This is a genomic window from Kitasatospora misakiensis (genome assembly GCF_042656005.1).
Classification (GTDB): Bacteria; Actinomycetota; Actinomycetes; order Streptomycetales; family Streptomycetaceae; genus Kitasatospora; species Kitasatospora misakiensis.
Genome location: NZ_JBHSOF010000011.1, coordinates 141,251 through 165,625 on the forward strand (window position 1 = coordinate 141,251; position 24,375 = coordinate 165,625).

At 74.6% G+C, this 24,375-nt stretch carries 18 protein-coding genes; 9 read left to right on the plus strand and 9 right to left on the minus strand.

From position 1 onward, the window contains the following. Positions 1-19: 19 nt before the first annotated feature. The 4 genes from ACFP3U_RS11955 (at position 20) to ACFP3U_RS11970 (ending at position 4,783) form a co-directional block, all read left to right on the plus strand. Positions 20-289: an acyl carrier protein gene (locus ACFP3U_RS11955; protein WP_380225364.1), complete on the plus strand. Its 270-nt coding sequence runs from the start codon at positions 20-22 to the stop codon at positions 287-289. A 31-nt stretch (positions 290-320) separates the two neighbouring features. Further along, a complete protein-coding gene (locus ACFP3U_RS11960; RefSeq protein WP_380225365.1) occupies positions 321-1,412 on the plus strand; it encodes a zinc-binding dehydrogenase in 1,092 nt (363 codons plus the stop codon). A 380-nt stretch (positions 1,413-1,792) separates the two neighbouring features. Beyond that, positions 1,793-2,767, plus strand: coding sequence for a LuxR C-terminal-related transcriptional regulator (locus tag ACFP3U_RS11965; RefSeq protein ID WP_380225366.1), 975 nt, complete (start codon positions 1,793-1,795; stop codon positions 2,765-2,767). 162 nt (positions 2,768-2,929) lie between these two features. After that, positions 2,930-4,783 (plus strand): AfsR/SARP family transcriptional regulator, encoded by a 1,854-nt coding sequence (locus tag ACFP3U_RS11970; RefSeq protein ID WP_380225367.1) that lies wholly within the window; start codon positions 2,930-2,932, stop codon positions 4,781-4,783. Positions 4,784-4,804: 21 nt separating this feature from the next. Here the strand turns inward: ACFP3U_RS11970 and ACFP3U_RS11975 are convergent, their stop codons facing one another. Then, entirely contained in the window at positions 4,805-6,094 is a 1,290-nt protein-coding gene (locus ACFP3U_RS11975) for an MFS transporter (protein WP_380225368.1), read from the minus strand. Positions 6,095-6,267: 173 nt separating this feature from the next. On the opposite strand from ACFP3U_RS11975, the gene ACFP3U_RS11980 reads away from it, so the two are divergent. From ACFP3U_RS11980 to ACFP3U_RS12000, 5 genes are all read left to right on the plus strand, one after another. After that, complete coding sequence (locus ACFP3U_RS11980; RefSeq protein ID WP_380225369.1) at positions 6,268-7,203, plus strand: TauD/TfdA family dioxygenase; 936 nt, start codon at positions 6,268-6,270, stop codon at positions 7,201-7,203. 192 nt (positions 7,204-7,395) lie between these two features. After that, positions 7,396-7,596 carry a hypothetical protein gene (locus ACFP3U_RS11985; protein WP_380225370.1) on the plus strand — a complete coding sequence of 67 codons (201 nt, stop codon included), beginning with the start codon at positions 7,396-7,398 and terminating at the stop codon, positions 7,594-7,596. Between the two features lie 112 nt (positions 7,597-7,708). Next, a complete protein-coding gene (locus tag ACFP3U_RS11990; protein ID WP_380225371.1) occupies positions 7,709-8,995 on the plus strand; it encodes a sensor histidine kinase in 1,287 nt (428 codons plus the stop codon). Then, positions 8,986-9,630, plus strand: coding sequence for a response regulator (locus ACFP3U_RS11995; RefSeq protein ID WP_380225372.1), 645 nt, complete (start codon positions 8,986-8,988; stop codon positions 9,628-9,630). Before ACFP3U_RS11990 ends, ACFP3U_RS11995 begins: the two co-directional genes overlap by 10 nt. A gap of 64 nt (positions 9,631-9,694) precedes the next feature. Next, positions 9,695-10,408 carry a DUF4097 family beta strand repeat-containing protein gene (locus tag ACFP3U_RS12000; RefSeq protein WP_380225373.1) on the plus strand — a complete coding sequence of 238 codons (714 nt, stop codon included), beginning with the start codon at positions 9,695-9,697 and terminating at the stop codon, positions 10,406-10,408. 7 nt (positions 10,409-10,415) lie between these two features. On the opposite strand, the gene ACFP3U_RS12005 is transcribed toward ACFP3U_RS12000, so the two are convergent. From ACFP3U_RS12005 to ACFP3U_RS12040, 8 genes are all read right to left on the minus strand, one after another. Further along, a complete protein-coding gene (locus tag ACFP3U_RS12005; RefSeq protein ID WP_380225374.1) occupies positions 10,416-10,808 on the minus strand; it encodes a carboxymuconolactone decarboxylase family protein in 393 nt (130 codons plus the stop codon). Continuing rightward, positions 10,786-11,409, minus strand: coding sequence for a serine O-acetyltransferase EpsC (gene epsC, locus ACFP3U_RS12010; RefSeq protein WP_380225375.1), 624 nt, complete (start codon positions 11,407-11,409; stop codon positions 10,786-10,788). The genes ACFP3U_RS12005 and epsC overlap by 23 nt, the downstream gene beginning before the upstream one ends. Continuing rightward, complete coding sequence (locus tag ACFP3U_RS12015) at positions 11,390-12,451, minus strand: pyridoxal-phosphate dependent enzyme (protein ID WP_380225376.1); 1,062 nt, start codon at positions 12,449-12,451, stop codon at positions 11,390-11,392. Before ACFP3U_RS12015 ends, epsC begins: the two co-directional genes overlap by 20 nt. Further along, positions 12,448-12,909, minus strand: a complete 462-nt coding sequence (locus ACFP3U_RS12020; protein WP_380225377.1) for a MaoC family dehydratase — start codon at positions 12,907-12,909, stop codon at positions 12,448-12,450. The genes ACFP3U_RS12015 and ACFP3U_RS12020 overlap by 4 nt, the downstream gene beginning before the upstream one ends. A gap of 12 nt (positions 12,910-12,921) precedes the next feature. After that, positions 12,922-13,635, minus strand: a complete 714-nt coding sequence (locus ACFP3U_RS12025) for a holo-ACP synthase (protein ID WP_380225378.1) — start codon at positions 13,633-13,635, stop codon at positions 12,922-12,924. Next, positions 13,619-14,488: a class-II aminoacyl-tRNA synthetase family protein gene (locus tag ACFP3U_RS12030; protein WP_380225379.1), complete on the minus strand. Its 870-nt coding sequence runs from the start codon at positions 14,486-14,488 to the stop codon at positions 13,619-13,621. Before ACFP3U_RS12030 ends, ACFP3U_RS12025 begins: the two co-directional genes overlap by 17 nt. 3 nt (positions 14,489-14,491) lie before the next feature. Beyond that, on the minus strand, positions 14,492-15,388 hold the full coding sequence (locus ACFP3U_RS12035; RefSeq protein ID WP_380225380.1) for a diiron oxygenase: 897 nt from the start codon (positions 15,386-15,388) through the stop codon (positions 14,492-14,494). A gap of 72 nt (positions 15,389-15,460) precedes the next feature. After that, positions 15,461-24,375: amino acid adenylation domain-containing protein (locus tag ACFP3U_RS12040; RefSeq protein WP_380225381.1), on the minus strand; the 8,915-nt coding region annotated here is incomplete at its 5' end.

Here is a 24,375-nt window from a genome sequence, read left to right on the forward strand (position 1 = left end):
TCCGATGGAGATGTCCACCATGAGCACCACCACGACCGCCGCCGAGCTGACCACCTGGCTGACCGACCGGGTCGCCTTCTACCTGGAGATCCCGGCCGAGCAGATCGCCCCGGACGTCAAGCTGGTCGAGTACGGCCTGGAGTCCGTCTATGCGCTGGCCCTGTGCGGCGACGTCGAGGACGAGTTCGGGATCGAGGTCGAGCCGACCCTCGCCTGGGACTACCCGACCGTCGAGGCCCTGGTCGGCCTGCTCCGGGAGCGCCTGGCCACCGCCGCGACCACGGCCTGACGCGGGCGCGAGGGAACAGGAGGCCGGTCACATGCGCGCAGCCGTCACCCGTGCGGGGAAGCTCGTCGTCGAGGAGGTCCCCGATCCGGTGCCCCGGGCCGGGCAGGTGCTGGTGCGCACCCTGGCCTGCGGGATCTGCGGTTCCGACCTGCACGCGCTCGGCGACCCCGAGGCGTTCAACGACGTCGTCCGGCGCTCGGGCGGGACGGCCCACGACATCCGCGACGGGCTGGTGCTCGGGCACGAGTTCGCCGCGGAGATCGTGGAGTACGGCCCCGGCACGGTCGGGGCCCTGCCGGTCGGCACCGTGGTCTGCGGCCCGCCGATCGGCGCCGGGCCGCAGGGCACCGGGATCGTCGGCTACACGCCGGCCTACCCCGGCGGCTTCGGCGAGTACATGATCCTCTCCGAGGCCTTCACCCTGCCGGTGCCGAACGGTCTTGACCCCCGGACGGCCGCGCTCACCGAGCCCTTCTCGGTGGCGGCGCGGGCCGTCCGGCGGGCCGAACTCGCGCCGGGGGCGGTCGCCATGGTGATCGGGCTCGGCCCGGTCGGCCTGGGCGTGGTCGCGGTGCTCAAGGCCCGCGGCCACGGCCCGGTGGTCGCGGTCGACTTCTCGCCGCGACGCCGGGCGCTGGCCGCGCAGCTCGGCGCCGACCTGCTGATCGACCCCGCCGTGGAGTCCCCGTACGACCGGTGGACCTCGCTCGGGGTGATCCCCGGCATGATGGACCGGATGGCCGCCGAGTACCGGGGCCTGCGCCCCACCGAGGCGGCCGTCTTCGAGTGCGTCGGCGCCCCCGGCATGCTCGCCCGGGTGGTGGAGGGCGCCCCGGCCGCCGCCAAGATCGTCCTGGTCGGCGTCTGCCTGCGCCCCGACCCCATCGACCCCGGGCTGCTGGCCAACAAGGAGTTGGAGATCAGGGGCTCCTTCGGCAGCAGCCCGGCCGAGTACCGGCAGACCCTCCGGGAAATCGCGGAGGGCCGGATCGACGCCGGTGCCGTCATCACCGGCACCACCGGCCTGGACGGGCTGACCGGAGCCATCGCCGAACTCGGCGAGCCGGACCGCCACGCGAAGATCGTCGTGGATCCCTCGCTGGACCGTGCGGCCATTCGGTGAACGCGATGCCGCAGGTGACCACCCTCACCTGACCGGGCGTCGGCCACGGCGGGTCGGCGCCCCCCTTCACACCGGGGGCGCCAATCGGCCAATTCCCATTAACCATTGCGGCGGTGCCCGCCCCACCGGCTTCGGCCGGGGTTGCGGAATGCCAAGAAATAACCAAGAGATCGCGCTCCGCTTGACTACCCAACGCCCGGTGCCAGAGACTCAGAGCGAGGTCGGCAAGGATTCAACCGGGGGATTGATTCGCCGTGCGCACTCTTCGCGCAAGGCCATTTCACGCTGCCCCCGCACATTCCCTGGCGATCGGCCACCAAGTCCACTACGCGCGACATTTGGACGACAGGGAAATGCTCAGATCGCTCGGCCTTGATGCCTTGACCGAAGCCGTGTACAAGGAAATGCTCAAGGCGCCGACGAGCGGCGTCGCCGCCATCGCCCAGCGGCTCGGCCGGCCCGAGACCGAAGTCCGCACCGCCATGGACGAACTGGCCCGGCTGCTGCTGGTCCGGCCGTCCTGGCAGGAGCCCGGGCAGCTGCGGCCGGTGGAGCCGGAGGCCGGGCTCCGCTCCCTGCTCGACCGCCGCGAGGCCGAACTCCAGCGCCGGCTGGAGGACATCGAGCACGGCCGGCGCGAACTCGCCCAGGTGGTCGCCGACTACGCGGACCTCTCCCGCACCCGGCAGCACCCGGACAGCGAGGTCCTCACCGGGATCGACGCCATCCGGCTGCGCATCGAGGCGCTGGCCGCCGGCTGCACCGAGGAGGTCATGGGCTTCGTCCCCTCCGGGGCGATGTCCCCCGCCAACATCGAGGCGAGCCGCCCGCTGGACACCGCCGTGCTGGGCCGCGGCGTGCGGATGCGCTCGATCTACCTGGAGAGCATCAAGAACGACAACGACACCGTGGCGTACGCCCGCCGGCTCACCGAGCAGGGCGCCCAGGTCAGGGTCGCGCCGACGCTGCCGCCGCGGATGGTGATCTACGACCGGGCCACCGCGATCGTCCCGGTCGACCCGGAGGAGAGCCGCAAGGGCGCCCTGGTGCTGCGCGGCCACGGCGTGGTCAGCGCGCTCTGCGAACTCTTCGAACGGGTCTGGCAGAGCTCCCAGCCGGTCGCCGAGGCGCCCCCCGCCGCGGGGCCCGGGCTCTCCCCGCGCTGCCAGGCCATCGTGGTGCTGCTCGCCAAGGGTTTCACCGACGAGATGATCGCCCGCCGACTGGACGTCTCGGTGCGCACCGTCCGCCGGGAAACCGCCGACCTGGCCGCCCAGTTGGGCGCCCGGACGAAGTTCCAGGCCGGAATGATGGCCCTCCTCCAGGGGTGGGTCGACCCGGGCCTCGTCGGCTGAAATCCCCCCCGTGGCCACACCCTGCCACGACAAGGTCCTGACGCCCGGAATCCTGACTCCCACCGAAATTTGCGCTCAGAATCGCTGCTGGGCGGAAAGCCGGCACCCGTGCCGGCCTCCGCGGCCCGTCGGCACATCGTTCGCAAAACAGCAGGGGGAGACATGCACCTCGGTGTCCTTGGTCCGGTGGAGGTCCGCGACGACGAGGGCGGGATCGTCGAACTTCCCGGCACGAAGGTGCACACCGTGCTCGCCACGCTGATCCTGGCCGAGGGGCAGACCGTCTCGGACGACCGGCTGAGCAGCATGCTGTGGGCGTGGGACCCGCCGACCACGATGAGCGCGCAGATCTACACCTATGTCTCACGGCTCCGCAAGCGGCTCGGCCCCGACGTCGAACTGGTCCGGCGCCCGCGCGGCTACCAGCTGCGCGCCGACCGGGCCGGGCTCGACCTCGCCGAGTTCGAGCGCTCCGCCGGGCTCGGCCGGACCGCCCTGGCCGGCCGGCGGTGGGCCGAGGCCGCGCGCGAACTGCGCGCCGCACTCGACCTGGTGCGCGGCCCGGCGCTGACCAACGTCACCGAGCACCTCGCCGACGTCGAGCGGCCCCGTCTGGAGGAGCTGCACCTCGCCGCCCTGGAGGACTGGTTCGAGGCCGAGCTGGCCCTCGGCCGGCACCACCGGCTGGTGCCCGACCTGACCAGCCTGACCGCCGAGCACCCGATGCGCGAGCGGACCAGGGGCCAGCTGATGACGGCGCTCTACCGCTGCGGCCGGCAGTCCGACGCGCTCGCCGTCTTCCACGCCGGGCGCCGGATCCTCGCCGAGGAGCTCGGCGTCGACCCCGGCGAGGCACTCGCCGGCGTCCACCAGGGCGTCCTGGACGGCAGCCTCGCGCGGCACGCCCCCGCCCCGGCGCCCGAACCGGTCACCCTGCGGCCCGCCGCCCCCGCCATGCTGCCCCCGGACCTGCCCGACTTCACCGGCCGGCGGGCCGAACTCGACCAGCTGCTCGGGCTGGTGGAGCCGCACCCGATCGCCCGGCCGCGGCGCGCCTTCCTCACCGGCACCGCCGGCATCGGCAAGTCCGCGCTCGCCGTGCACGCCGCGCACCGACTGCGCGAGCGCTTCCCCGACGGCCAGCTGTACGCCGACCTCGGCGACGGCGAGGGCGGCCGGGCCAAGGACCCGGCCGAGGTGCTGACCTGCTTCCTGCGGGCGCTCGGCGTCGAACCGGCCGGCCACGGCCTCGGCCTCGACGAACTCACCCGGCTCTACCGCACCCACAGCGCCGGCCGCCGGCTGCTCGTCGTGCTGGACAACGCGCCCGGCACCGGCCGGCTCACCGCGCTGATGCCCACCGGCCCCGAGGCGGCCGTGATCGTGACCAGCCGCCGCCACCTGGCCGGCGCCTCGGCCCGGGACACCACCGTGCTCGCCCCGTTCACCGCGGACGAGTCGACGGCCCTGCTCGCCGCCGTCGCCGGGGAGCGGATCGCGGCCGACCCGCGGGCCGCCCGGGAGATCGCCGCCGCCTGCGCCGGACTGCCGCTGGCCGTCCGGATCGCCGGGGTCCGGCTGGCCGCCCGGCCGCAGTGGTCCGCCGCCCGGCTCGCCGCCCGGCTGGCCGACCCCGCCACCCGGCTCGACGAGCTGAACTTCGGCGAGCTGCGGGTCCGCGACAGCCTGCTGCGCTCGCTGGTGGACGTCGAGGAGCGGGCCCGGCTGGCGCTGCCCGCGCTGGCCGCCTTCGGCACCGGCGCCTTCCCCGCCGAGGCCGCCGCCCGGCTGCTCCGGGTGCCCGAGGCCGCCGCCGAACGGGCCCTGGAGGAGCTGGTCGACGCCCGGCTGCTGGAGGCCGCCGCCGATCCCGCGCGGCCCGGCGGCCCCGCCTACCGGCTGCCCGACCTCGTCCTGCTGCTCACCGCCGGCCTCGGCGACGACCCGCGGCGCGACTACCCGGACCCGTGGCGCGGCATCGCCCGGGCCGTGGTCAACCTCCGCCCGACGGGCTGATCAGCCGTCAGGGCGGGGACTTTAGCCGCGGGTCTCCGCCCTGACGGTCGGGCTCAGCGCCACCGTCAGGGTCAGCAGCAGCACCACCGCGCCGATGCCCAGCCCCGTCCACGCCGGGCCGGCGTGGGCCAGCGCGTAGCCGCCGAGCAGCGAGCCGAGCGCGTTCGCCCCCGAGGTCAGGAAGGCCGAGGTGCCCATCACCCGGCCCTGCAGCTCGTCCGGCGTGGTCCGCGCCATATAGACGTTGCCGGAGACGGTGAAGACGCTCGCCACGAACATCACCACCGCCGCCACCGCCGCGATCACCACCGCGTCGTGCTGGACGGCGAGCAGCGGCATCAGCACCAGCCAGACCAGGTGGCCCAGCACCGCCGTGACGTACAGGCTGAACCGCGCCGACCACCAGCCCGCGGCCAGCGCGCCCAGCAGCGCGCCCGTCCCGCCGACCGCCGACACCACGCCCAGCACCGTCGGGCTCCCGCCGCTCTCCTTGACCACCACCATCAGGGTCAGGCCCAGCACCTGGAAGACCAGGTTGCTGCCCGCGAAGACGCCCGTCATGATCCGCAGGAAGCGGCGGCGCCAGAGCCAGACCAAGCCGTCCTTGATGTCCACGTGCAGCCGCTTCGGCGGCTCCGTCCTGGCCGGGCGCAGATCCCGGCGGATCAGCAGCAGGCAGACCACGGCGACCGCGTTCAGCACCGCCGTCAGGGCGAACGGCAGCCAGCGGACCAGGGTGAACACCAGGCCGCTGAACGGGTGGCCGAGCAGGCCGACGGCCGCGCCGCGGGCCTGGTTCTGCGACAGCGCCGCGGGCAGCTGGCCGACCGGGACGACGCTGCGCACGGCCGCCTGCTCGGCGGTCCCGTACAGGATGCCCAGGGTGCCCTCGACGAAGGCCGCGGCCAGCACCAGCGGCAGCCAGACCGCGCCGTGCCAGGCCGCCGCCGCCACCGCCACCGCCGCGAAGGCGAGCAGCCGCGCGGCGTCGCACCAGAGCATCACCCGGCGGCGGTCCCAGCGGTCGACCAGTGCCCCGGCCGGCAGCTGGACCAGCAGGTCGGGCAGGGTCGCGGCGAAGCCGACCGCGCCGGTGGCGGTCGCCGAACCGGTCTGCCAGAGCACCAGCATGGGGTAGGCGACCATGCTGACGGTGGAGCCGAAGCGGGAGAGGCCCGCGCCGATCCAGAGTCGGAGGAAGTCCTTGTTCCTGCGCAGCGGTTGATCGGCGCCCGGGTCGGCGCCCGGGTCGGGGCGGGGGTCGGGTCGGCCGTCGGCGTCGGTCGCCCCGGGGGCGATCAGGTCGGTCATGTCCGGAGTCTGGCCAGGGCGCCTATCCCGTCCCTATACGGCCCTGTACGGCCCTCTACGGCCCCGACCGCCCGGCGGCCGGCCGAATATCGGTCCGGTATAGGTCCGGCGGCGATCCTGTCCGGCGGCCACCGGACCGGGTGGCACCGAGCGATGCGAAGGGGCCCTCGACGATGGGTGCGGGCGAAGCCTGGAAGCCGTACGAGATCTACCCGGAGGCCGGTGCGGCGGGCGTCGCGGGGCTGCTGTCCCGGCTCGACGCCGAGGCGGACCTGGAGGCGCTGCTCGACCGGGAGAAGGCGCTGGTGTTCCGCGGCTTCGGCGTGACCGAGGAGCGGGTCGACGCGGTGCTGGACCGGCTGCTGCCCAACCGGCTCGCCTATGTGCACGGCAACTCCCCGCGCACCAAGGTCGGCCGGAACGTCTACACCTCCACCGAGTACCCGGCCGAGTTCACCATCTCGATGCACAACGAGCTCTCCTACGCGCACAGTTGGCCCGCCCGGCTGGCGTTCTGCTGCGTCACCGCGGCGGCCACCGGCGGCGCCACCCCGGTGGTCGACGCGGCGCTCTGGCTGGCCTCGCTGGACGACGCGGTGCGCGAGCGCTTCGCCGGCGGCGTCCGGTACACCCAGAACCTGCACGGCGGCCTCGGCCTCGGCAAGAGCTGGCAGGACACCTTCGAGACCGACGACCGCGAGCGGGTGGACGCCTTCCTCGCCGCCGCGGGCGCCGAGGCCGAGTGGCGCCGGGACGGCGGCCTGCGGGTCACCCAGCACCGGCCGGCCACCGTCCGCCACCCGCGCACCGGGGCCGAGGTGTGGTTCAACCAGTCCGACCAGTGGCACCCGGCCGCGCTCGGCGACGAGACCGCCGCCGCCCTGGCCAAGCTGCTCCCGGCGGACCAGCTCCCGCAGTCGGTGGCCTTCGCCGACGGCTCGCCGATCCCGGCCGAGGACGTCGTCCAGGTCCGCGACCGGGGCCTCGCCGCGGCGGTCGACGTGGACTGGCGGCAGGGCGACGTCCTGCTGATCGACAACCTTCTGGTCGCACACGGACGGCGCCCGTTCACCGGCGCCCGCCGGGTCCTGGTGGCCATGTCGGACTGACCCCCGGGCGGCGGTCGTGGCAGCACCCTGCCATGGCAGCACCATGGCCCCGCGATCTGCTGACACCCGGTCATACTCCGTGTGAGGATCGTTTCCAGACGGCAGGAACCGCGCCAAAAGCGCGCGAAGCCGTCGAAACACAATGGATCTGGTCATCGCCGACGCCGATGCACCGACACTGGGGGTTCCACCGTGAACAGCATCGCCTTCCTCGCCCGCCGCCTCTCCCCCGCCGCCGGCGCCCTGCTCGCCGCCGCCGTGCTCGCCGGGCCCGCCGCCGTCACCGCGGCCACCCACGCCGGCGCCACCGTCACCCACGGCCTGGGCCTCACCGCCACCGTCGACGCCCAGGGCGGCACCATCGCCCTCGCCATGAACAACGGCTGGGACTGACCTGCGGAAAGGCCGTAGAGTCCGAGATGCCGGGGGAGCGACACCCGGCCCGGACGACGGTCCGGGAACGGCCCGGGCGAGAGCCCGGGGAGCGGTTCGGGAGGGGATCCGGGTGACGGCGGCGAGCGGTACCGCGCGACGGCCCCGGCGGCCGTACCGCGCACCGGCCCGAGCGGACCTGTTTCGCGCCTGCGCCCACCTGGCCACCGACGGCCTGGCCGCGCTGGCCGGACTCCTCGTCCTGCTGGCCCTGGTGCTCGGGATCTGCCTGCTGCCCGTCGCGCTGACCGGACTGCCGGTGCTGCTCCTGGCCGGCCGGGCCCTGCGCCTCCTCGCCGCCGCCGAACGCGCCCGGCACGCCGCCACCGGCGGCCCCGACCTCCCCGCGCCGCCGCCCCCGGAGCTCTCCGCCGCCGCACCGCTGCGCTCGGCCCGGGCCCTCGCCACCCACCGCGGCGCCCGCCGGCAGGCCGGCTACTTCCTCGCCCTGCTGCCGCTCGCCGTCCTCACCAACGGCGGCGTGGTCCTCGCCTGGGCCGTCCCGCTCACCCTGGTCGCCCTCCCCGGGTACTGGTCCCGGCTGCCCGACGGGCACGCCGTGCTCGGTCCGCTGACCGTCGACGGCACCGGCACCGCCCTGCTCGTCGCCCTCGCCGCCCTGCTCGCCGGGGTCTTCCTCTCGCCGCTCCTGGTGCGCGGGCTGCGCGCCCTGGACGCCGCCCTCGGCCAGGCCCTGCTCGCCCCGCCCCGGGACCAGCAACTCACCCGCCGGGTCGAGGAGCTGACCGAGAGCCGGGCGCAGCTGGTGCGCGCCGTCGAGGAGGAGCGCCGCCGGATCGAACGCGATCTGCACGACGGCGCCCAGCAGCGCCTGGTGGCCGTCTCGATGACGCTCGGCCGGGCCGTCTCCCGGCTGCGGAAGAGCGGCGACGACGACACCCGGCAGATCGTCGAACAGGCCCGCGCCGACGCGCGCGCGGCCATCGCCGAACTGCGCGACCTGGCCCGCGGCCTGCACCCGCCGGTGCTCACCGACCGGGGCCTGGAGGCCGCGCTCTCCGCCGTCGCCGCCCGCTGCCCGGTGCCCGTCCGGCTGGACGTCCGGGCCGAGCCGCGCCCGCCGGCGGCCGTCGAGGCGGTCGCGTACTTCGTGGTCAGCGAGGCGCTGACCAACGTCGCCAAGCACGCCGGGGCCCGCGCCGCCTGGGTGGAGATCCACCGGGCCGGCGACCGGCTCACCGTTACCATCGGCGACGACGGCCGCGGCGGCGCCGACCCCGCCGGGGGCAGCGGGCTCTCCGGACTGGCCGGGCGGGTCGCCGCCGTGGACGGCCGGCTGCGGGTGACCAGCCCGGTGGGCGGACCGACCCTGATCGAAGTGGATGTGCAATGCGGGTAGTGATCGCCGAGGACTCCACCCTGCTGCGGCAGGGCATCGCGCTGCTGCTCACCGAGGCCGGCCTCCAGGTGGTCGCCGCCGTCGCCGACGGCGCGGCCCTGCTGGGCGCCGTCGCCGAGCACCGCCCCGACGTCGTGGTCACCGACGTCCGGATGCCGCCGACCTTCGTGGACGAGGGCCTGCGCGCCGCCCTGGCGATCCGCGCCGAGTGGCCCGGGACCGGCGTGCTGGTGCTCTCCCAGTACGTCGAGGAGCGGTACGCCGTCGAGCTGGTCGGCACCGGCGGTGGCGGCATCGGCTACCTGCTCAAGGACCGGGTCGACGACGTCGACGACTTCGTCGCGGCCCTGGAGCGGGTCGGCGCCGGCGAGACCGTGCTCGACCCCGAGGTGGTCAAGCAGCTGCTGGCCCGCGGCGGCCGGCGCGACCCGCTGGCCGCGCTGAGCGCCCGCGAGCTGGACGTCCTCAAGCTGATGGCCGAGGGCGCCTCGAACACCGACATCGCCGAGGGCCTGACCATCAGCATGAGCGCCGTCGGCAAGCACATCAACAGCATCTTCACCAAGCTCGACCTGCCGAAGGTGGACGGCGGGCACCGCCGGGTGCTGGCCGTCCTGCGCTACCTGGGAGCCTGAGATCCGTACCCCGCCCCGCCCGCCGTCCGCCCGGTCGCGGTGGATCGTCACCGCCGGGCTGGCCGTGCTGGCGCTCTCCGTCGCCGCCGCCTGCTGGGGGATCGTCGCGCTGCTCTCCGCCGAGCGCGGCTACACCGAGACGCTGCGCGCCGACGCCGCCGACAGCACCCGCCTGCGGATCGAGGCCGGCAGCGCCGGGATCACCCTGACGCCGGGGGACGACGCGGTGGTGCGGGTCTCGGCGACCGGCAGCTATCTGGGGACGGCGCCCGCCGTCGCGCTCTCCACCGCCGGCGGCGAGGTGACCGTCCGGGCGGCGTGCGGGGCCGAGTGCTCCCTGCAGCTGCGGGTCACCGTGCCGGCCGGGCTGGCCGCCACGGTCGAGTCGGCCGGCGGCGAGATCGCCGCGAGCGGACTCGGCGGGCCGCTGGACCTGAGCAGCCGCAGCGGGCTGATCCGGGTCACCGGCTCGGCCGGGCCGCTGGTGCTGCGCAGCGAGTCGGGCAGCGTGACGGTGACCGACAGCCGCTCGCCCAGTGCCCGGATCACCACCGGGCAGGGCACCGTCCGGGCCGCCTTCGCCGCTCCCCCGACCAGTGTGGAGATCACCACCGGCGACGGCGGCGCCGACCTCACGGTGCCCGGCAGCGCCGAGTACTCGATCGACGCCCGCAGCTCCGCCGGCACCACCCCGCCGCAGGTCAACCTGCCGATCGACCGCAACGCCGCCCGTACGGTCACGGTCCGTACGGGCGGCGGCGGGATCCTGATCCACTAGAGGTACTTCAGGCGGTGGCCGTTTCGGCGACGATCCGTTCGACGACCGTCATGGCGTTGAGGGCGCGGGGGAAGCCCGCGAAGGGGACGATGTGCATCACCGCCTCGACGACCTGCTCCACCGTCAGGCCGACGGTGAAGGCGGCCCGGACGTGGGCGGCCAGCTGCGGTTCGGCGTCGCCGAGCGCGGCCAGCACGCCGAGGGTGATCAGCTGGCGCTCGGGCGTGGTCAGCCCGCCCCGGGCGTAGATGTCGCCGAAGGCGAACTCGACCGCGTACCGGGCGAGGTCCGGCGCGATGCCGTCCACCGCGTCGAGGTGCGGGGTGTGCCCGCCGGTGATCCGGGCCAGTTCGGCCAGGCCGCGGCCCAGCCGGTCGTCAGCGCTCTGCGGCGTACTCAATGCTCTCCTCGGGAATGACGGTCGGTGCCGGGCGGCGGACGGTGACCACGCCGGCCGGCGCGGTCACCCGGGCCCCGGCGGGGACGTCCTCGGTGACCAGCGACCCGGCGCCGATCAGCGCGTCGTCGCCGATCCGGACCGGGCCGAGCACGGTCGCCCCGGCGCCGAGCACCACCCGGTCGCCGACCGCGGGGTGCCGCCGGGCGCCGGGCGCCCGGTCGTTGTCGCGCCACCAGCCCACCGCGCCGAGGGTGACCTGGTGGTAGATGGTGACGTCGTCGCCGACCACCGCCATCTCGCCGATCACCACACCCGCGCCGTGGTCGATGAAGACCCGCCGGCCGAGCGTCGCGCCGGGGTGGATCTCCACCCCGCCGGAGGCCAGCCGGCCCAGGTTGCCGACCAGCCGGGCGGCCAGCCGGCGCCCGCGCAGGTGGAGTCCGTGCGCGAGCCGGTACGTCCAGAGCGCGGGCAGCGCCGGGTGCAGCAGCGCCTCCCGGCGCCGCCGCACCGACGGGTCCCGGGCGACGATCACGCCCAGGTCCTCCCGGGCGGTCGCGACCGCCCGTGCCAGGAGCCGCTCAGGACGCCGCCCTGGCATACGCCCGCTCCCACTCCTCGGCGGCGCCGGCGTCCGGGAACACCGTCACCACCAGGTCGTCGGGGCCGAGCGAGGCCGCCGTCTCCCAGGCCACCTGCCAGTTGGCGGCGGCCGAGGTGCCGATCCGCAGCCCGGTGAGGGCCTCGAAGCGGACCATCGCGTCCAGCGCCCCGCCGTACTCGACGGAGCGGTGCCGCGCGTCGGCGGCCAGGCCCGCCACGAAGGGCTGCCGCACCCCGTGGCCGAGGCCGCCGGAGCCGGCGAACTTGGTCAGCCCGTTGGGCGGGCCGTCGGTGCCGTAGGGCATCTCGTCCGGGGTGTTGCCGACCACCACCAGCTCGGGGAACTCCCGGCGCAGCGCCCGGGCCACCCCGGTGAGGGTGCCGCCGGTGCCGATCGCCGCCACCCAGTGGGTGGGCCGCCGGCCGTCCAGCTGGGCGAGGATCTCCCGGCCGGTGGTCCACTCGTGGACGGCCACGTTGGCCTTGTTGCGCATCTGGTGCAGCAGCGTCCAGGACGGGTCCTCGGCCTTGACGGCGAAGGCCCGGTCGATGATGCCGGCGATGCCGCGCTCCACCGGGACGGGGTCGACCCGGACGCCGCTGGCGGTGATCTGCCGCAGCCAGCTCTCCGGGATGGTGCTCGGCACGGCGAACCGCATCGGGATGCCGGTGATCCGGCCGAGCTGCCCGAAGGAGCGGACCAGGCTGCCGCCGGAGTAGTCCAGCAGCTTCAGCGGCTCCGGGCCCTCGTGCTCCAGCACGGCGCGGCAGAGCAGCGCGTACGCCACCCGGTCCTTGACCGAGCCGGTGGGGTTCTCGAACTCGCACTTGGCCGCGATCCGGGCGCCGCCGGCGGGTGCCGGGACGTCCAGCAGGGTGGTGCCGCCGAGCCGGGCCCGGAAGTAGCGCAGGCCGGGGTGGCGGTCCAGGACGGGGCCGTCGTCCGGGAGGCCGGCGGGGCCCGCGGTGACCGGTTCGGTCATCCGCGGCCCTGCCTCGGTGGTCCCGTCGGTCGTGTCGGTCGGGTCGGCGCGCGTCATGCCGTCGCCTCCTCGCGGGGCCGCTTGCGGAACAGCACGTGCAGGGTCATCCGGAACACCGGACGGCCCGCGGCATCGGTGAGTTCGCACCGGTGCCGCAGCAGGGAGCAGTCGGGGCGGCTGAGCGAGAGGCCCGGCTCGCCGACCACGGTCGCCGTGCCGCGCAGCACGTCGCCCGGCCGCACCGGGCTGAGCCAGCGCAGCTCGTCGACGCCCGGCGAGGCGGCGACCGCCGCCCCGCTCAGCAGGCCGTCGACGTAGAGGCGCTGGAACATCGCCGCGGTGTGCCAGCCGCTGGCGATCAGCCCGCCGAAGCCGAGCTCGTGGCCGAGCGCCTCGTCGAGGTGGAACGCCTGCGGGTCGAAGTCGGCCGCGAACGCCAGCAGCCGCTCCGCGGTGACCTCGACGGTGCCGAGGTCGAAGGTGTCGCCGGGGGTGAAGTCCTCCGCGTAGCGCATCTCGCCCCCCGCTCAGTCGACGGCGGCCAGGAAGTACTTCCCGGCGACCCGGCGCAGCGTGCGGAAGTCCTCGATGTCCAGGTTCTGGACGTCGATCGGGACGTCGGTGAGCCGGCCGAGCAGATAGACGAACTCGGCGAAGGCCAGCGAGTCGACCAGCCGGTTCTCGATCAGGTCGAGGTCCGGGTCGATCTCGGTGTACTGCGGATTCTTCTCCAGGATCCACTGTTCCAGCCGCTGCAGGGGCGTCGGCACGGTGTCCTCCTCACTCTCGGTGCCGTCCGGGGCCGGACGGTCCTCTCTGGTCGTACGGGTCGGGCCGGAGACCGCCATGGCGACGGCGTAGTCCCCGTCGTGGCTGATGCTGATCTCGATGGAGTGCACGCCCGCCTGCTCGGCGAGCGCGGCGATCCGGCCGCTGAGCGTCGCCCGGGGGGCGCCGCCGGGCAGCCGGCTGACCTCGACGTCCAGCCACGGCAGCGCGATGTCGCGGGCGCGCAGCAGCTTGAAGACGGCCTCCTTGGCGGCGATCCGCCCGCTCGCGGTGAGCAGGTCGAGGCCCACCGCGGTGGCGCTGTCCGCGAGTTCGCGGGCGGTCAGCATGGTCGTCAGGATGCCGGGACCGTGGTCGCGCAGCAGGTCCCGGACGCGGTCGGTGCGGACGATGTCCACGCCGACCCGGACGGCTCCCGCCGCGGGGACCTCGGCACTACCCCTGGGCGACATCGGCCCGCGCCCGGGCGACGGCGGTCAGCGCCGCGTCCCAGTCCCCGGCGAAGTGGTCGGCCAGCGCGTGCACCCAGCGTTCGAAGCCGAAGCCGACGCAGCTGGTGAAGGCCGGCCCGTCCTGCCCGTCGAGGCCGATGTCGCAGCGCTCGCCGAAGAAGTTGCGGTGGGTGTTGATCGAGGCGATCGACGTGCCCCCGTACAGGAACTCGTACTTGACCGGGATCAGCCGCTGCATCAGGGCGCGCGGGCCCTCCCGGTCGAAGAACGGGTCGGTCGCGGCCTCCCTGACCACCGGCAGGCCGATCGCGCGGGCGAACCGCTCGGTGAGGCCCGCGTAGTGGTCGACGTTCCGCTGGGCGAACTCCGCGGTGCCGAGCGCCACCACCTCCCGCATCCGGAAGGACATCAGGCGGCGCAGCCCGTCGTAGTACTCCTCGTTGCGGAAGCACTGGCCGACCAGGGTGACCGCGGTGTTCTCCGCGAGCACGGTGCCGGCGTGGCCCAGGTAGACGCCGTAGCAGACCGTGGAGGGCAGCGCGAGCGCCGCCGGGTCCAGCTCGGCCCCGGGGACGGCCCCGGCGGCGGCCGCGCCGGCGGCGCTCGCGCTGCCGTCGGCGAGGTTCAACCGGCTGGCCACCAGGGCCAGTTGCGGGAAGTTCTGGTAGAAGTCGAGCTTGGCGAGGCCGGCCACCGGGAGCAGCGCGGGCGCCGTCATCGGGCGGGCGCCGTCGCGCAGCGCCCACTCCCGGAAGGTCTCGTCCAGCAGCCGGACCAGCTCGGTCGCCTCGGCGCCGAGCGTGGCGAGCCCGCCCTCCGTGCCGTACGGCGGGTGCAGGGTGTCGGTCCGCATCCGTCAGACCGCCGCCGGGGCGAGCAGCTCGGCGTCCTGGAAGATCCCCGCCCTGACCATGAAGGAGACCGGCTTGCGCACCATCTTGCGCTCGAAGGCGCGCCGGTTCGGGTCGCGCAGCACGGCCGCGCGCACCGCCAGCGGGTCGGCCAGGCCGGCGTCCTCGTAGGCGTGCAGGCTGTAGAAGGAGTGCAGGCAGAACTGGATGTACTCCTTGAGGTAGCGCTCGACCCCGGCCAGCTCCTCCTCGTCCTTGGTCTTCTTCAGCTCCGCGTACAGCAGCGAGACCAGCTCGCGGCCGAAGGCGATGTGCCGGGACTCGTCGCGGTGGTGGATCCGGTTGACCTGGCGGACCGTCTCGGGCAGCGACTCGTCGTCGGCCATGTACGCGTTGTAGAAGTCGACGATCTCCTCGAACAGCAGGATCCGCGCGAAGACCAGGAAGTTCTCGGTGGCCTCGTCCCCCGGGACGGTGGTCTTGACCCGCGGGAACGGGTAGATCTTCTTCCCGTAGCGGCGGCAGAACTCGGCGAAGAACCACATGTGCTCGTTCTCCTCACCGATGAAGTGGTGGAAGAACTCCGAGGGCGCCTCGAATCCGGGCATGTGCACCCGGTTGACGACCTCGATCAGCAGTTCACGGATTCCGTGCACATTGAGGCTGTAGAAATTGACGCTCTCCCAGCGGGCGAGCCTCAGCAGCTGCTCCTCGTCGAGCTCGTCGAAGGCCGGCGTGCCGTGGAGGCTGATCAGCTCCTTGCTCATCCACAGCCGGTCGGCGGGGAGTTCCTCCGGCCACTCGAACATCCGGTACGGGTTGTAGTAGTCGTCGATGGACATCCGTCCCAGACGATCAAGAATCTCGCGGAACCGTTCGGATCCTTCGATGGCAGTCCTCATGACCGCGAAGCTCCATTTTCGTTGGGAGAGAATCCATGCACGGGTATCTTCGGGAGCGGCACTATAGGGGTCCTATATCTCCTCGACGACCGTGCCGTGCACGGAGATCAGCCGCTGCGCCCGGTCGAGCAGCTCCTCGGCGAGGTCCTCGGACGGCTCGCCGTCGACCAGCGCGGTGACGGCGTAGTTGTCGAAGCCCGCCGCCAGCAGCTCCGCCCAGCCGGCCGGGGTGGCCAGCAGGTGGGTGATCCGCTGCCGGTCGACGGCCTCGACCAGTCCGGCCGGGTCGGCCGGGTCCGCTGCCGGGGTAAGTACGGCCCGGGCGCCGGTGGTGAGCGCCAGGTGCGCGGCCGGCCCGGTGGCGCCGGTGGCGCCGGCCACCAGCCAGGCCGCCCGGCCGCCGGAGCCGACGATCCCGCGTCCGGCCTCCAGCAGCTCGTGCAGCTCCCGGTGGGCGACCGCCACCCGGGCGCCGTCCCGCTCGACGACCCAGGCGGCGCGCTCCGGTTCGGTACGCGGCAGCGGGGTGGTGGTGGTCGCGGGGGCGTCGGGTCCGGCGGCCGTCACGTCCGTCGCGTCCGTCACCACGGGTCCGCCGGCGGCGGGCGCGTCGGTGTACGTCGCGCCGGCCCGCCAGATGCCGTACAGGGCCGACAGCGGCTCCGCGGCGCGGATGCCGACCTCGTCGCCCGGCCGGACGCCCTCGGCGACCAGCTGCCGGGCGATCCGCTCGGCCCGCTCCGCCAGCTCGCGGTAGGAGACGGCGGCGCCGTCGACGACCACCGCGGTCGCGTCCGGGGTGGCCGCGGCCCGCGCCGCGAACAGCTCCGGGGTCAGCGCCGGGGCGGCCGGCCCGGCCTCGGCCGGCTCCGGCTCCTCCGGCAGGTAGGAGGCGGCGGCGTCCCCGTCCGGGTCGGCGGCCATCGCCTCCATCACCAGCCGGTACATCCGGCCCAGCCGGGCCAGCTGCTCGGGGCCGATCACGGCGGTCGAGGTGCTCAGGTTGACCTTGCCCCGGTTCGGGACGACGTTCAGGGTGAACTCGTTGACGCCGTCGTTCAGGCCCTCGGCGACGTCCACCGTGTCGGTGTCGACGTGGTGGAAGTCCAGGTACTCGAACAGGATGGACAGCAGCTCCCGGGTGTTCCCGGCGGCCCGCTGGATGGCGGGCAGCGGGTAGCGGCGGTGCGCCCAGATCTCGGTCTCCCGGGCGTACACCCGCTCCACCAGCTCGCGCCAGGTCGCCGCGCCGCCCCGGGTGGCCGGGAACGGCAGGGTGTTGAGGTGCATGCCGAGCACCCGGTCCGCGCCCGGCGCCTCAAGACGCCCGTGGTAGACGACGCCGGTGTGGAAGGCCTCCTCCGCCGACAGCATGCCCAGCACCTTCAGGTGCGCGGCCAGCAGCACGCTCTTCATCGACGTCCGGGCCTCGCCGGCCAGCCGCCGCAGCCCCTCCTCCAGATCCTCGAACGGCACCTGCACGGCGTGGCCGCGCGGCGCGTCGCCGGGCAGCGCCCAGCCGTCCGGGATCGCCACCGGGGTGTGGGTGTCCACCAGGCGCTGCCAGAACTCCTGGTCACCCTGGTCGGCCAGCGAGGCCAGCTCGGCGGCGACGAAGTCCGCGTACCGCACGGCGGGCGCCTGGTACGGCGCCGGCTCGGTGCCGCCGCGCAGGGCGCGGTAGCACTCCAGCACCTCCATCAGCAGCGAGTTGTAGCTCCAGCCCTCCGAAATGGCGTGGTTGTAGGTGAAGTTGAGGCGCCAGGCGGCGTCCGACTCGACCACCGCCGAGATCCGCATCAGCGGCGCGGTGGCCAGGTCGAAGCGGAACTCCTGCTCCTGGCGCAGGTATCCGCGCTTCGCCGTGAGCTGCTCGGCCGCCGGCAGTCCGCGCAGGTCCACCGTCCGCACCGGGTACGGCGCGGTGGCGTGCACCAGCTGCATCGGGCGGGCGAAGCCGTCCAGGTGCATCGAGGTGCGCAGGATGTCGTGCCGGGCGACCACGGTGTCCACCGCCCGCTGGAGCGCCGCCGCGTCGAACGGGCGCTCGTCGCGGATCATGAACGAGTTGAGGTTGTGGTAGAGGCTCCGCCCGTGCGGCGAGTCGGCCGCCAGCATCTCGACCAGCATGCCGGTCTGCACCTGCGACATCGGGTACGCGTCGACCACGTCGGCCGGCAGCTTGGCCCGGTCCCGCCCGTCGATCAGCGCGAACGGCTCGACGGCGCGGATCAGCGACTCCCCGGCCGCCCGGCCGCCCGCCTTGGCGGCCAGCGCGGCGATCGTCCGCAGCTGGAACACGTCCGGGATCGAGACGTCGAACCCGGCCGCCCGCAGCGCGCCGACCAGGCGCACCGCCCGCATCGAGTCGCCGCCGAGGTCGAAGAAGCTGTCCTCGACACCGACCCGCGCCAGCCCCAGCACCTCGGCCCAGACCGCCGCCAGCCGCTCCTCCACCGGGGTGCGCGGGGCGACGAAGGAGGCGGACCCGAAGGCCGCCAGGTCCGGCTGCGGCAGCGCGCTGAAGTTGACCTTCCCACTGGCGTTCAGCGGCAGCGCGTCCAGCACCACGAAGGCCGCCGGCACCATGTACTCGGGCAGGCTCTCCGCGAGGTGCTTGCGCAGCTGCACCGGATCGGCGTCCCGGCCGTCGCCCACCACGTAGGCGATCAGCGACTTCTCGCCCTGCGGGGTGGCCCGCACGACGACCACCGCGTCCAGCAGCTCGGGGCGCTCGCGCAGTGCCGCCTCGATCTCGCCCAGCTCGACCCGGTAACCGCGGATCTTGATCTGGTTGTCCACCCGGCTGAGGAACTCGATGCTGCCGTCCGCCAGCCGGCGGCCGAGGTCGCCGGTGCGGTACATCCGCGCACCGGCCGGGCCGAACGGGTCCGGCACGAAGCGCTCGGCGGTCAGCGCGGGCCGGTCCAGGTAGCCGCGGGCCACGCCCGGGCCGCCGACGAACAGCTCGCCCGGCACGCCGACCGGCACCAGGTGCCCGTCCGCGTCCAGCAGGTGGATGCTCAGGTCGTCCAGGTTCGCGCCGAGCAGGCTGCGCGAGGTGTGCTCGAAGTCCTCCGGGCGCAGCACGTGGTACGTGCAGTGCACGGTGATCTCGGTCGGACCGTACTGGTTCACCAGCGTCGTCCGCTCCAGGCCGACCCGGTCCACCCACGGCCGCAGCTCCGCGACCTCCAGCCGCTCGCCGCCGAACACCACGGCGCGCAGCGCGAGTTCGTCGATCCGCGGGTCGCCCGCGCCGGCCAGGCCGGCCAGGCCGCGGAACGCCGAGGGGATCTGGCAGAGCACGGTGACCCGCTCGCGGACCAGCAGGTCCAGCAGGTCCTCCGGGGAGCGGCCGACCAGCGGCGGCACCATCACCAGCCGGCCGCCGTGCAGCAGGGCGCTCCACATCTCCTGGACGCAGAAGTCGAAGGCGTAGGAGTGCGACTGCGCGCTCACGTCGGCGGCGGTGAAGCCCATCCGCTCCTGGATGGCGGTGAACAGCCGCAGCACGTTGCCGTGCGTCAGCGTCACGCCCTTGGGCAGGCCGGTCGAGCCGGAGGTGTAGATCACGCAGCTCAGGTGGTCCGGCCCGGTCGCGGTGACCGGGTCGGTGACCGGCTGTGCCGCGAGCGCGGCGGCGTCCTCGTCCAGGTGCACCAGCGCGCCCCCGAAGGAGCCCGCCAGCCGGGCCGCCGGCTCGCCGCGGCTCACCAGGATCGGCGAACGGGCGTCGGCCAGCATGTAGCCGAGCCGCTCCACCGGGTTCGCCGGGTCCAGCGGCAGGTACGCCGCACCGGACTTCAGCACGCCCAGCAGGGTCGGGACGAGGTCCTCGTCCCGCTCCAGCGAGACGCCGACCACGACGTCCGGACCGGCGCCCAGGGCGACCAGGCGGTGGGCGAGCCGGTTGGCCCGCTCGTTCAGCTCCCGGTAGCTGAGCTGCCGCGCTCCGCTGGTCAGCGCCACCGCGTCCGGCGTCCGGGCCGCCTGCGCGGCGAACGCCTCGTGCAGGGTGCCGCGCACCGGCCGGTGCGCGGTCGCCGTGCCGAGCGCCAGCAGCCGCTCCCGCTCGCCGCCCGGCAGGTAGGCCGCCGAGGCGTCGCCGAACGGGTCGGCCGCCATCGCCTCCAGCACCGCCCGGTACATCGCCGCGAGCCGGGCCAGGTGCTCCCGGCCGAGCACCGCGGTGGTGGTGTTGAGCGTCAGGCACCCGCCGCCGGCCACCGCGGTCAGCGGGAACTCGGTGGCGCCGTCGCCGAGACCGGCGTCGACGTCGACCGCCCCGGTGTCGACCTGGTGGAAGTTCTGGTGGTCGAAGAGCACCGCGATCAGCCGGCCCGCAGCACCGGACCCGGCCGCGCCGCCCGTCGCCCGCTGGATCGCGGGCAGCGGGTAGCGGCGGTGCGCCCAGACCTCGGTCTCCTGCCGGTACACCCGCTCCACCAGCTCGTGCCAGGTCCGCGCCCCACGGGTGGCCGGGAACGGCAGGGTGTTGAGGTGCATGCCGAGCACCCGGTCCGCGCCCGGCGCCTCAAGGCGACCGTGGTGGACCACGCCGGTGTGGAACGCCTCCTCGGTGGTGAGCGCGCCCAGCACCTTCAGGTGCGCGGCCAGCAGCACGCTCTTCAGCGAAGTCCGGGCCCCGGTGGCCAGCCGCCGCAGCCCCTCCTCCAGATCGGCGTACGGCACCCGGGCGCCGTGCCGCTCGGCGGCGCCGCCGTCCTCGTCCGCCCAGGCGGCGGGCAGCGTCAGCGGGCTGTGCTCCGCCACGATCCGCTGCCAGAACGCCTGGTCGCCGGCGTCGGCCAGGGAGGCCAGCTCGGCCGCGACGTAGTCCGCGTAGCGGACGGCCGGCGGCTCGTACCCGGCCGGCGCGACACCGTCGCGGACCGCCCGGTAGCAGTCGAGCAGCTCCATCAGCAGCGAGTTCAGCGTCCAGCCGTCGGTGACGGCGTGCAGGTGGCTGGCGGTCAGCCGCCAGGCGTCGTCGCCCTCCACGTGCACGGCGATCCGCAGCAGCGGCGCCGCCGCCAGGTCGAACCCGGCGGCCCGCTCGGCCGCCACGTAGGCGCCCGCGCGCTCCGCCCGCTCCGCGTCGGCCAGGCCGCGCAGGTCGTGCACCGCGAGCGGCACCTCGGCGGTGGCGCGCACCAGCTGGAGCGGCTGCGAGAAGCCGTCCAGGTGGACGGAGGTGCGCAGCACCTCGTGGCGCTCCGTCACCAGATCCAGCGCGGCGCGCAGGGCGTCCGCCGAGAACGGGCGGGTGTCGGGGATCCGGAACGAGTTGATGCTGTGGTACAGCGCCCCGTCCTCGGCCGTCAGCAGCTCGATCAGCATGCCGGTCTGCACCTGGGTGAGCGGGTAGGCGTCCACCGCGTCCGCCGGGAGCGCCGCCCGGTCCCGCTCGCCGAGCAGCGCGAACGGCTCCACCGTGGCGACCAGCGAGCCGGCCGCGAGGTCCTGCCCCGCGACCTCGGCCGCGAGCGCGGCCACCGTGCGCAGCCGGAACACGTCCGGCACGGTCAGGTCGTACCCGGCCGCCCGCAGCGCGCCGACCAGGCCGACCACCCGCATCGAGTCGCCGCCGAGGTCGAAGAAGCTGTCCTCGACACCGACCCGCGGCAGGCCCAGCACCTCGGCCCAGACCGCCGCCAGCCGCTCCTCCACCGGGGTGCGCGGAGCCACGAAGCGGGTCGCGGCGTACGCCTCCTGCTCCGGCGCGGGCAGGGCCCGCAGGTCGGTCTTGCCGTTGACGGTGCGCGGCACCCGCTCGATCGCCGTGAACGAGGCCGGGACCATGTACGCGGGCAGCCGGGCCCCGAGGTGGCGGCGCAGCTCCTCCGCCGCGACCGGACCGGCCGGCCCGCCCACCAGGTACGCGGCGAGCCGCGCGCCGCCGGGGGCGGTCTCCTGGACGGTCACCACGGCGTCGCGCACCGAGGCGTGCTCGCGCAGCGCCGCCTCGATCTCGCCCAGCTCGATGCGGTAGCCGCGCAGCTTGACCTGGCTGTCGATGCGGCCGAGGAACTCGATGCCGCCGTCGGCGAGCCGCCGGCCGAGGTCGCCGGTCCGGTAGAGGCGCGAGCCGGCCGGGCCGTACGGGTCGGGGACGAAGCGCTCGGCGGTCAGCTCGGGCCGGTTGAGGTAGCCGCGGGCCAGCGCCGGGCCGCCGACGTACACCTCGCCGGGCACGCCGATCGGCGCGAGGTTCCCCGCCGCGTCGAGCAGGTGCACCGTCAGGTCGGCGAGCGGGCCGCCGATGACGCTGCGGCCGGTGTGCGCGAGGTCGGCGGCGCCGAGGCGGTGGTAGGCGCAGTGCATGGTGGTCTCGGTCGGACCGTAGAGGTTGACCGGGACGGTGCGGTCGAGGTCGACCGCCGCCGCCCACGGCCGCAGCTCCGAGGGCTCCAGCCGCTCACCGCCGAAGCCGGTGAGGCGCAGCGCCAGCCGGCCGATCCGCGGGTCGCCGTCCGCCGCGAGGGCGGAGAGCGAGCGGAACGCCGTCGGGGTCTGGAGCAGCACGGTGACCCGCTCGCGGACCAGCAGGTCCAGCAGGTCCTCCGGGGAGCGGCCGACCGCCGGCGGGACGACCACGAGGCGGCCGCCGTGCAGCAGGGCGCTCCACATCTCCCAGACCGAGACGTCGAAGGCGTAGGAGTGCGACTGGGTGACCACGTCGGCGGCGGAGAAGCCGAACTGTCCGGCGGTGGCGGCGAAGTGGCGTGCCACGTTGGCGTGGGTGAGGCAGACGCCCTTGGGCAGGCCGGTGGAGCCGGAGGTGTAGATGACGTAGATCAGGTTGTCGGGGGTGGTCGTGGTGACGGGCGCGGTGGCCGGGTGGGCGGCGATGGCGTCCGCGTCCCGGTCCAGGAGGATCCGGGTGCCCGCGAACTCCGGTGCGGCGACGGCGGAGTGGGTGACCAGGATCGGGGCCTGCGCGTCGTCGAGCATGTAGGCGAGGCGCTCGGCCGGGTTGACCGGGTCCAGCGGCAGGTAGGCCGCTCCGGACTTCAGTACGCCCAGCAGGGTCGGGATCAGGTTCTCGTCCCGCTCCAGGCAGACACCGACGATCACGTCGGGGCCCGCGCCGGCGGCCACCAGGTGGTGGGCGAGGCGGTTGGCCCGCTCGTCCAGCTCCCGGTAGGTGAGCTGCCGCGCGCCGCTGGTCAGTGCCACGGCGTCCGGGGAAGCGGTGGCCACGGCGGCGAACAGCTCGTGCACGGTCGCCGTCACCGGCTGCCCGGTGGGCGCGTTCCACGCCCCCAGCAGCAGCGCGCGGTCCGCCTCCGGCAGGACCGGGCCGGTGGCGTCGCCGAACGGGTCGGCCGCCATCGCCTCCAGCACCGCGCGGTACATCGCCCCGAGCCGGACCAGAGCGGCCCGGCCCAGCACGCCGCCGGACGTCCCGAGGTTGATCCGCCCGCCGGCCGCGATCACCGCCAGGGCGAACTCGTTGGCACCGTCGCCGAGCGTCGCGCCGACGTCGACGGAGCCGGCGTCCACCTGGTGGAAGTCGTGGCACTCGAAGACGGTCGACAGCAGGTCCTGCGCCTGGACGCTCCCGGCGGCCCGCTGGATGGCGGGCAGCGGGTAGCGGCGGTGCGACCAGATCTCGGTCTCCTGCCGGTACACGCCCGCCACCAGCTCACGCCAGGTACGGGATCCCCGACTCGCGGGGAACGGCAGCGTGTTGAGGTGCATGCCGAGCACCCGGTCCGCACCCGGAGCCTCCAGACGGCCGTGGTAGACCACGCCCGTGTGGAACGCCTCCTCGGTGGTGAGCGCGCCCAGCACCTTCAGGTGCGCGGCGAGCAGCACGCTCTTGAGCGCCGTCCCGGTGGCGGCCGCCAGCCTGCGCAGCCCGTCCTCCAGATCCGCGAACGGTACGCGCTCGTTGAGCTGCGCGGGCCCGCCCTCGGCCTCCTCCGCCCAGGCGGCGGGGAGCACCATCGGGGCGTGCGCGTCCAGGACCCCCTGCCAGAAGGCCTGGTCGGACTCGCTGGCCAGCGACGCCTGCTCGGCGGCGATGAAGTCCGCGAAGCGGACCGACGGCGCCTCGAACGCCGCCGGCTCGCGGCCGTCGCGCAGCGCGCGGTAGACCGCGACCAGCTCCATCAGCAGGGAGTTGACCGTCCAGCCGTCCGTGGTCGCGTGGATGTGGCTGAAGGTGAGCCGCCAGGCGTCGTCCGCCTCGATGTGCACCGCGAGCCGCAGCAGCGGCCCGGCGGCCAGGTCGAAGCCGGTCGCGTGCTCGTCGGCGACGAAGGCGCGACTGTGCTCGGCCTGCTGCTCGGCCGACTGGCCGCGCAGGTCGTGAACGGCGAGGGGGATCCCGACGGTCCCGTGGACGAGTTGGAGCGGCTGGGAGAAGCCGTCCAGGTGCATGGTGGTCCGCAGGATGTCGTGGCGGGCCACGACGGTGTCCACGGCGCGGCGCATGGCGGCGGCGTCGAAGGCCTCGGTGTCGGGGATCCGGAAGGAGTTGATGTTCCGGTAGACGTTGCCGTCCCCGGCGGCCAGCATCTCGATCAGCATGCCGGTCTGCACCTGCGACAGCGGGTAGGCGTCGACCACGCCGGTCGGGAGGCTCGCCCGGTCCTGCTCGCCGATCAGCGCGAACGGCGCGACCGCGGCGACCAGGGCGGCTCCGGCCTCCTGGCCGGCGAGGCGGCCCGCGAGGGCGGCGATCGTCTTGAGCTGGAAGACGTCGGGGATCGACGCGTCGTACCCGGCGGCGCGCAGGGCACCGACGAGACGGACGGCGCGGATGGAGTCGCCGCCGAGGTCGAAGAAGCTGTCCTCGACGCCGACCTGCGACAGGCCCAGCACCTCGCACCAGACGGCGGCGAGGCGTTCCTCGACGGGGGTGCGCGGGGCTACGTACTGCTCGCTGGTGAAGGCGGCCAGGTCGGGGGAGGGGAGGGCGCGGTGGTCGACCTTGCCGTTGGTGGTGAGGGGGATGGTGTCGATGGTCATGACGG

Excerpts from the sequence above, each read along its gene's own strand:
- ACFP3U_RS11955 (WP_380225364.1), top strand. The coding sequence starts at position 20 with ATGAGCACCACCACGACCGCCGCCGAGCTGACCACCTGGCTGACCGAC.
- ACFP3U_RS11960 (WP_380225365.1), top strand. The coding sequence starts at position 321 with ATGCGCGCAGCCGTCACCCGTGCGGGGAAGCTCGTCGTCGAGGAGGTC.
- ACFP3U_RS11970 (WP_380225367.1), top strand. The coding sequence starts at position 2,930 with ATGCACCTCGGTGTCCTTGGTCCGGTGGAGGTCCGCGACGACGAGGGC.
- ACFP3U_RS11975 (WP_380225368.1), bottom strand. The coding sequence starts at position 6,094 with ATGACCGACCTGATCGCCCCCGGGGCGACCGACGCCGACGGCCGACCC.
- ACFP3U_RS11980 (WP_380225369.1), top strand. The coding sequence starts at position 6,268 with ATGGGTGCGGGCGAAGCCTGGAAGCCGTACGAGATCTACCCGGAGGCC.
- ACFP3U_RS11995 (WP_380225372.1), top strand. The coding sequence starts at position 8,986 with ATGCGGGTAGTGATCGCCGAGGACTCCACCCTGCTGCGGCAGGGCATC.
- epsC (WP_380225375.1), bottom strand. The coding sequence starts at position 11,409 with ATGCCAGGGCGGCGTCCTGAGCGGCTCCTGGCACGGGCGGTCGCGACC.
- ACFP3U_RS12015 (WP_380225376.1), bottom strand. The coding sequence starts at position 12,451 with ATGACGCGCGCCGACCCGACCGACACGACCGACGGGACCACCGAGGCA.
- ACFP3U_RS12020 (WP_380225377.1), bottom strand. The coding sequence starts at position 12,909 with ATGCGCTACGCGGAGGACTTCACCCCCGGCGACACCTTCGACCTCGGC.
- ACFP3U_RS12025 (WP_380225378.1), bottom strand. The coding sequence starts at position 13,635 with ATGTCGCCCAGGGGTAGTGCCGAGGTCCCCGCGGCGGGAGCCGTCCGG.
- ACFP3U_RS12030 (WP_380225379.1), bottom strand. The coding sequence starts at position 14,488 with ATGCGGACCGACACCCTGCACCCGCCGTACGGCACGGAGGGCGGGCTC.
- ACFP3U_RS12035 (WP_380225380.1), bottom strand. The coding sequence starts at position 15,388 with ATGAGGACTGCCATCGAAGGATCCGAACGGTTCCGCGAGATTCTTGAT.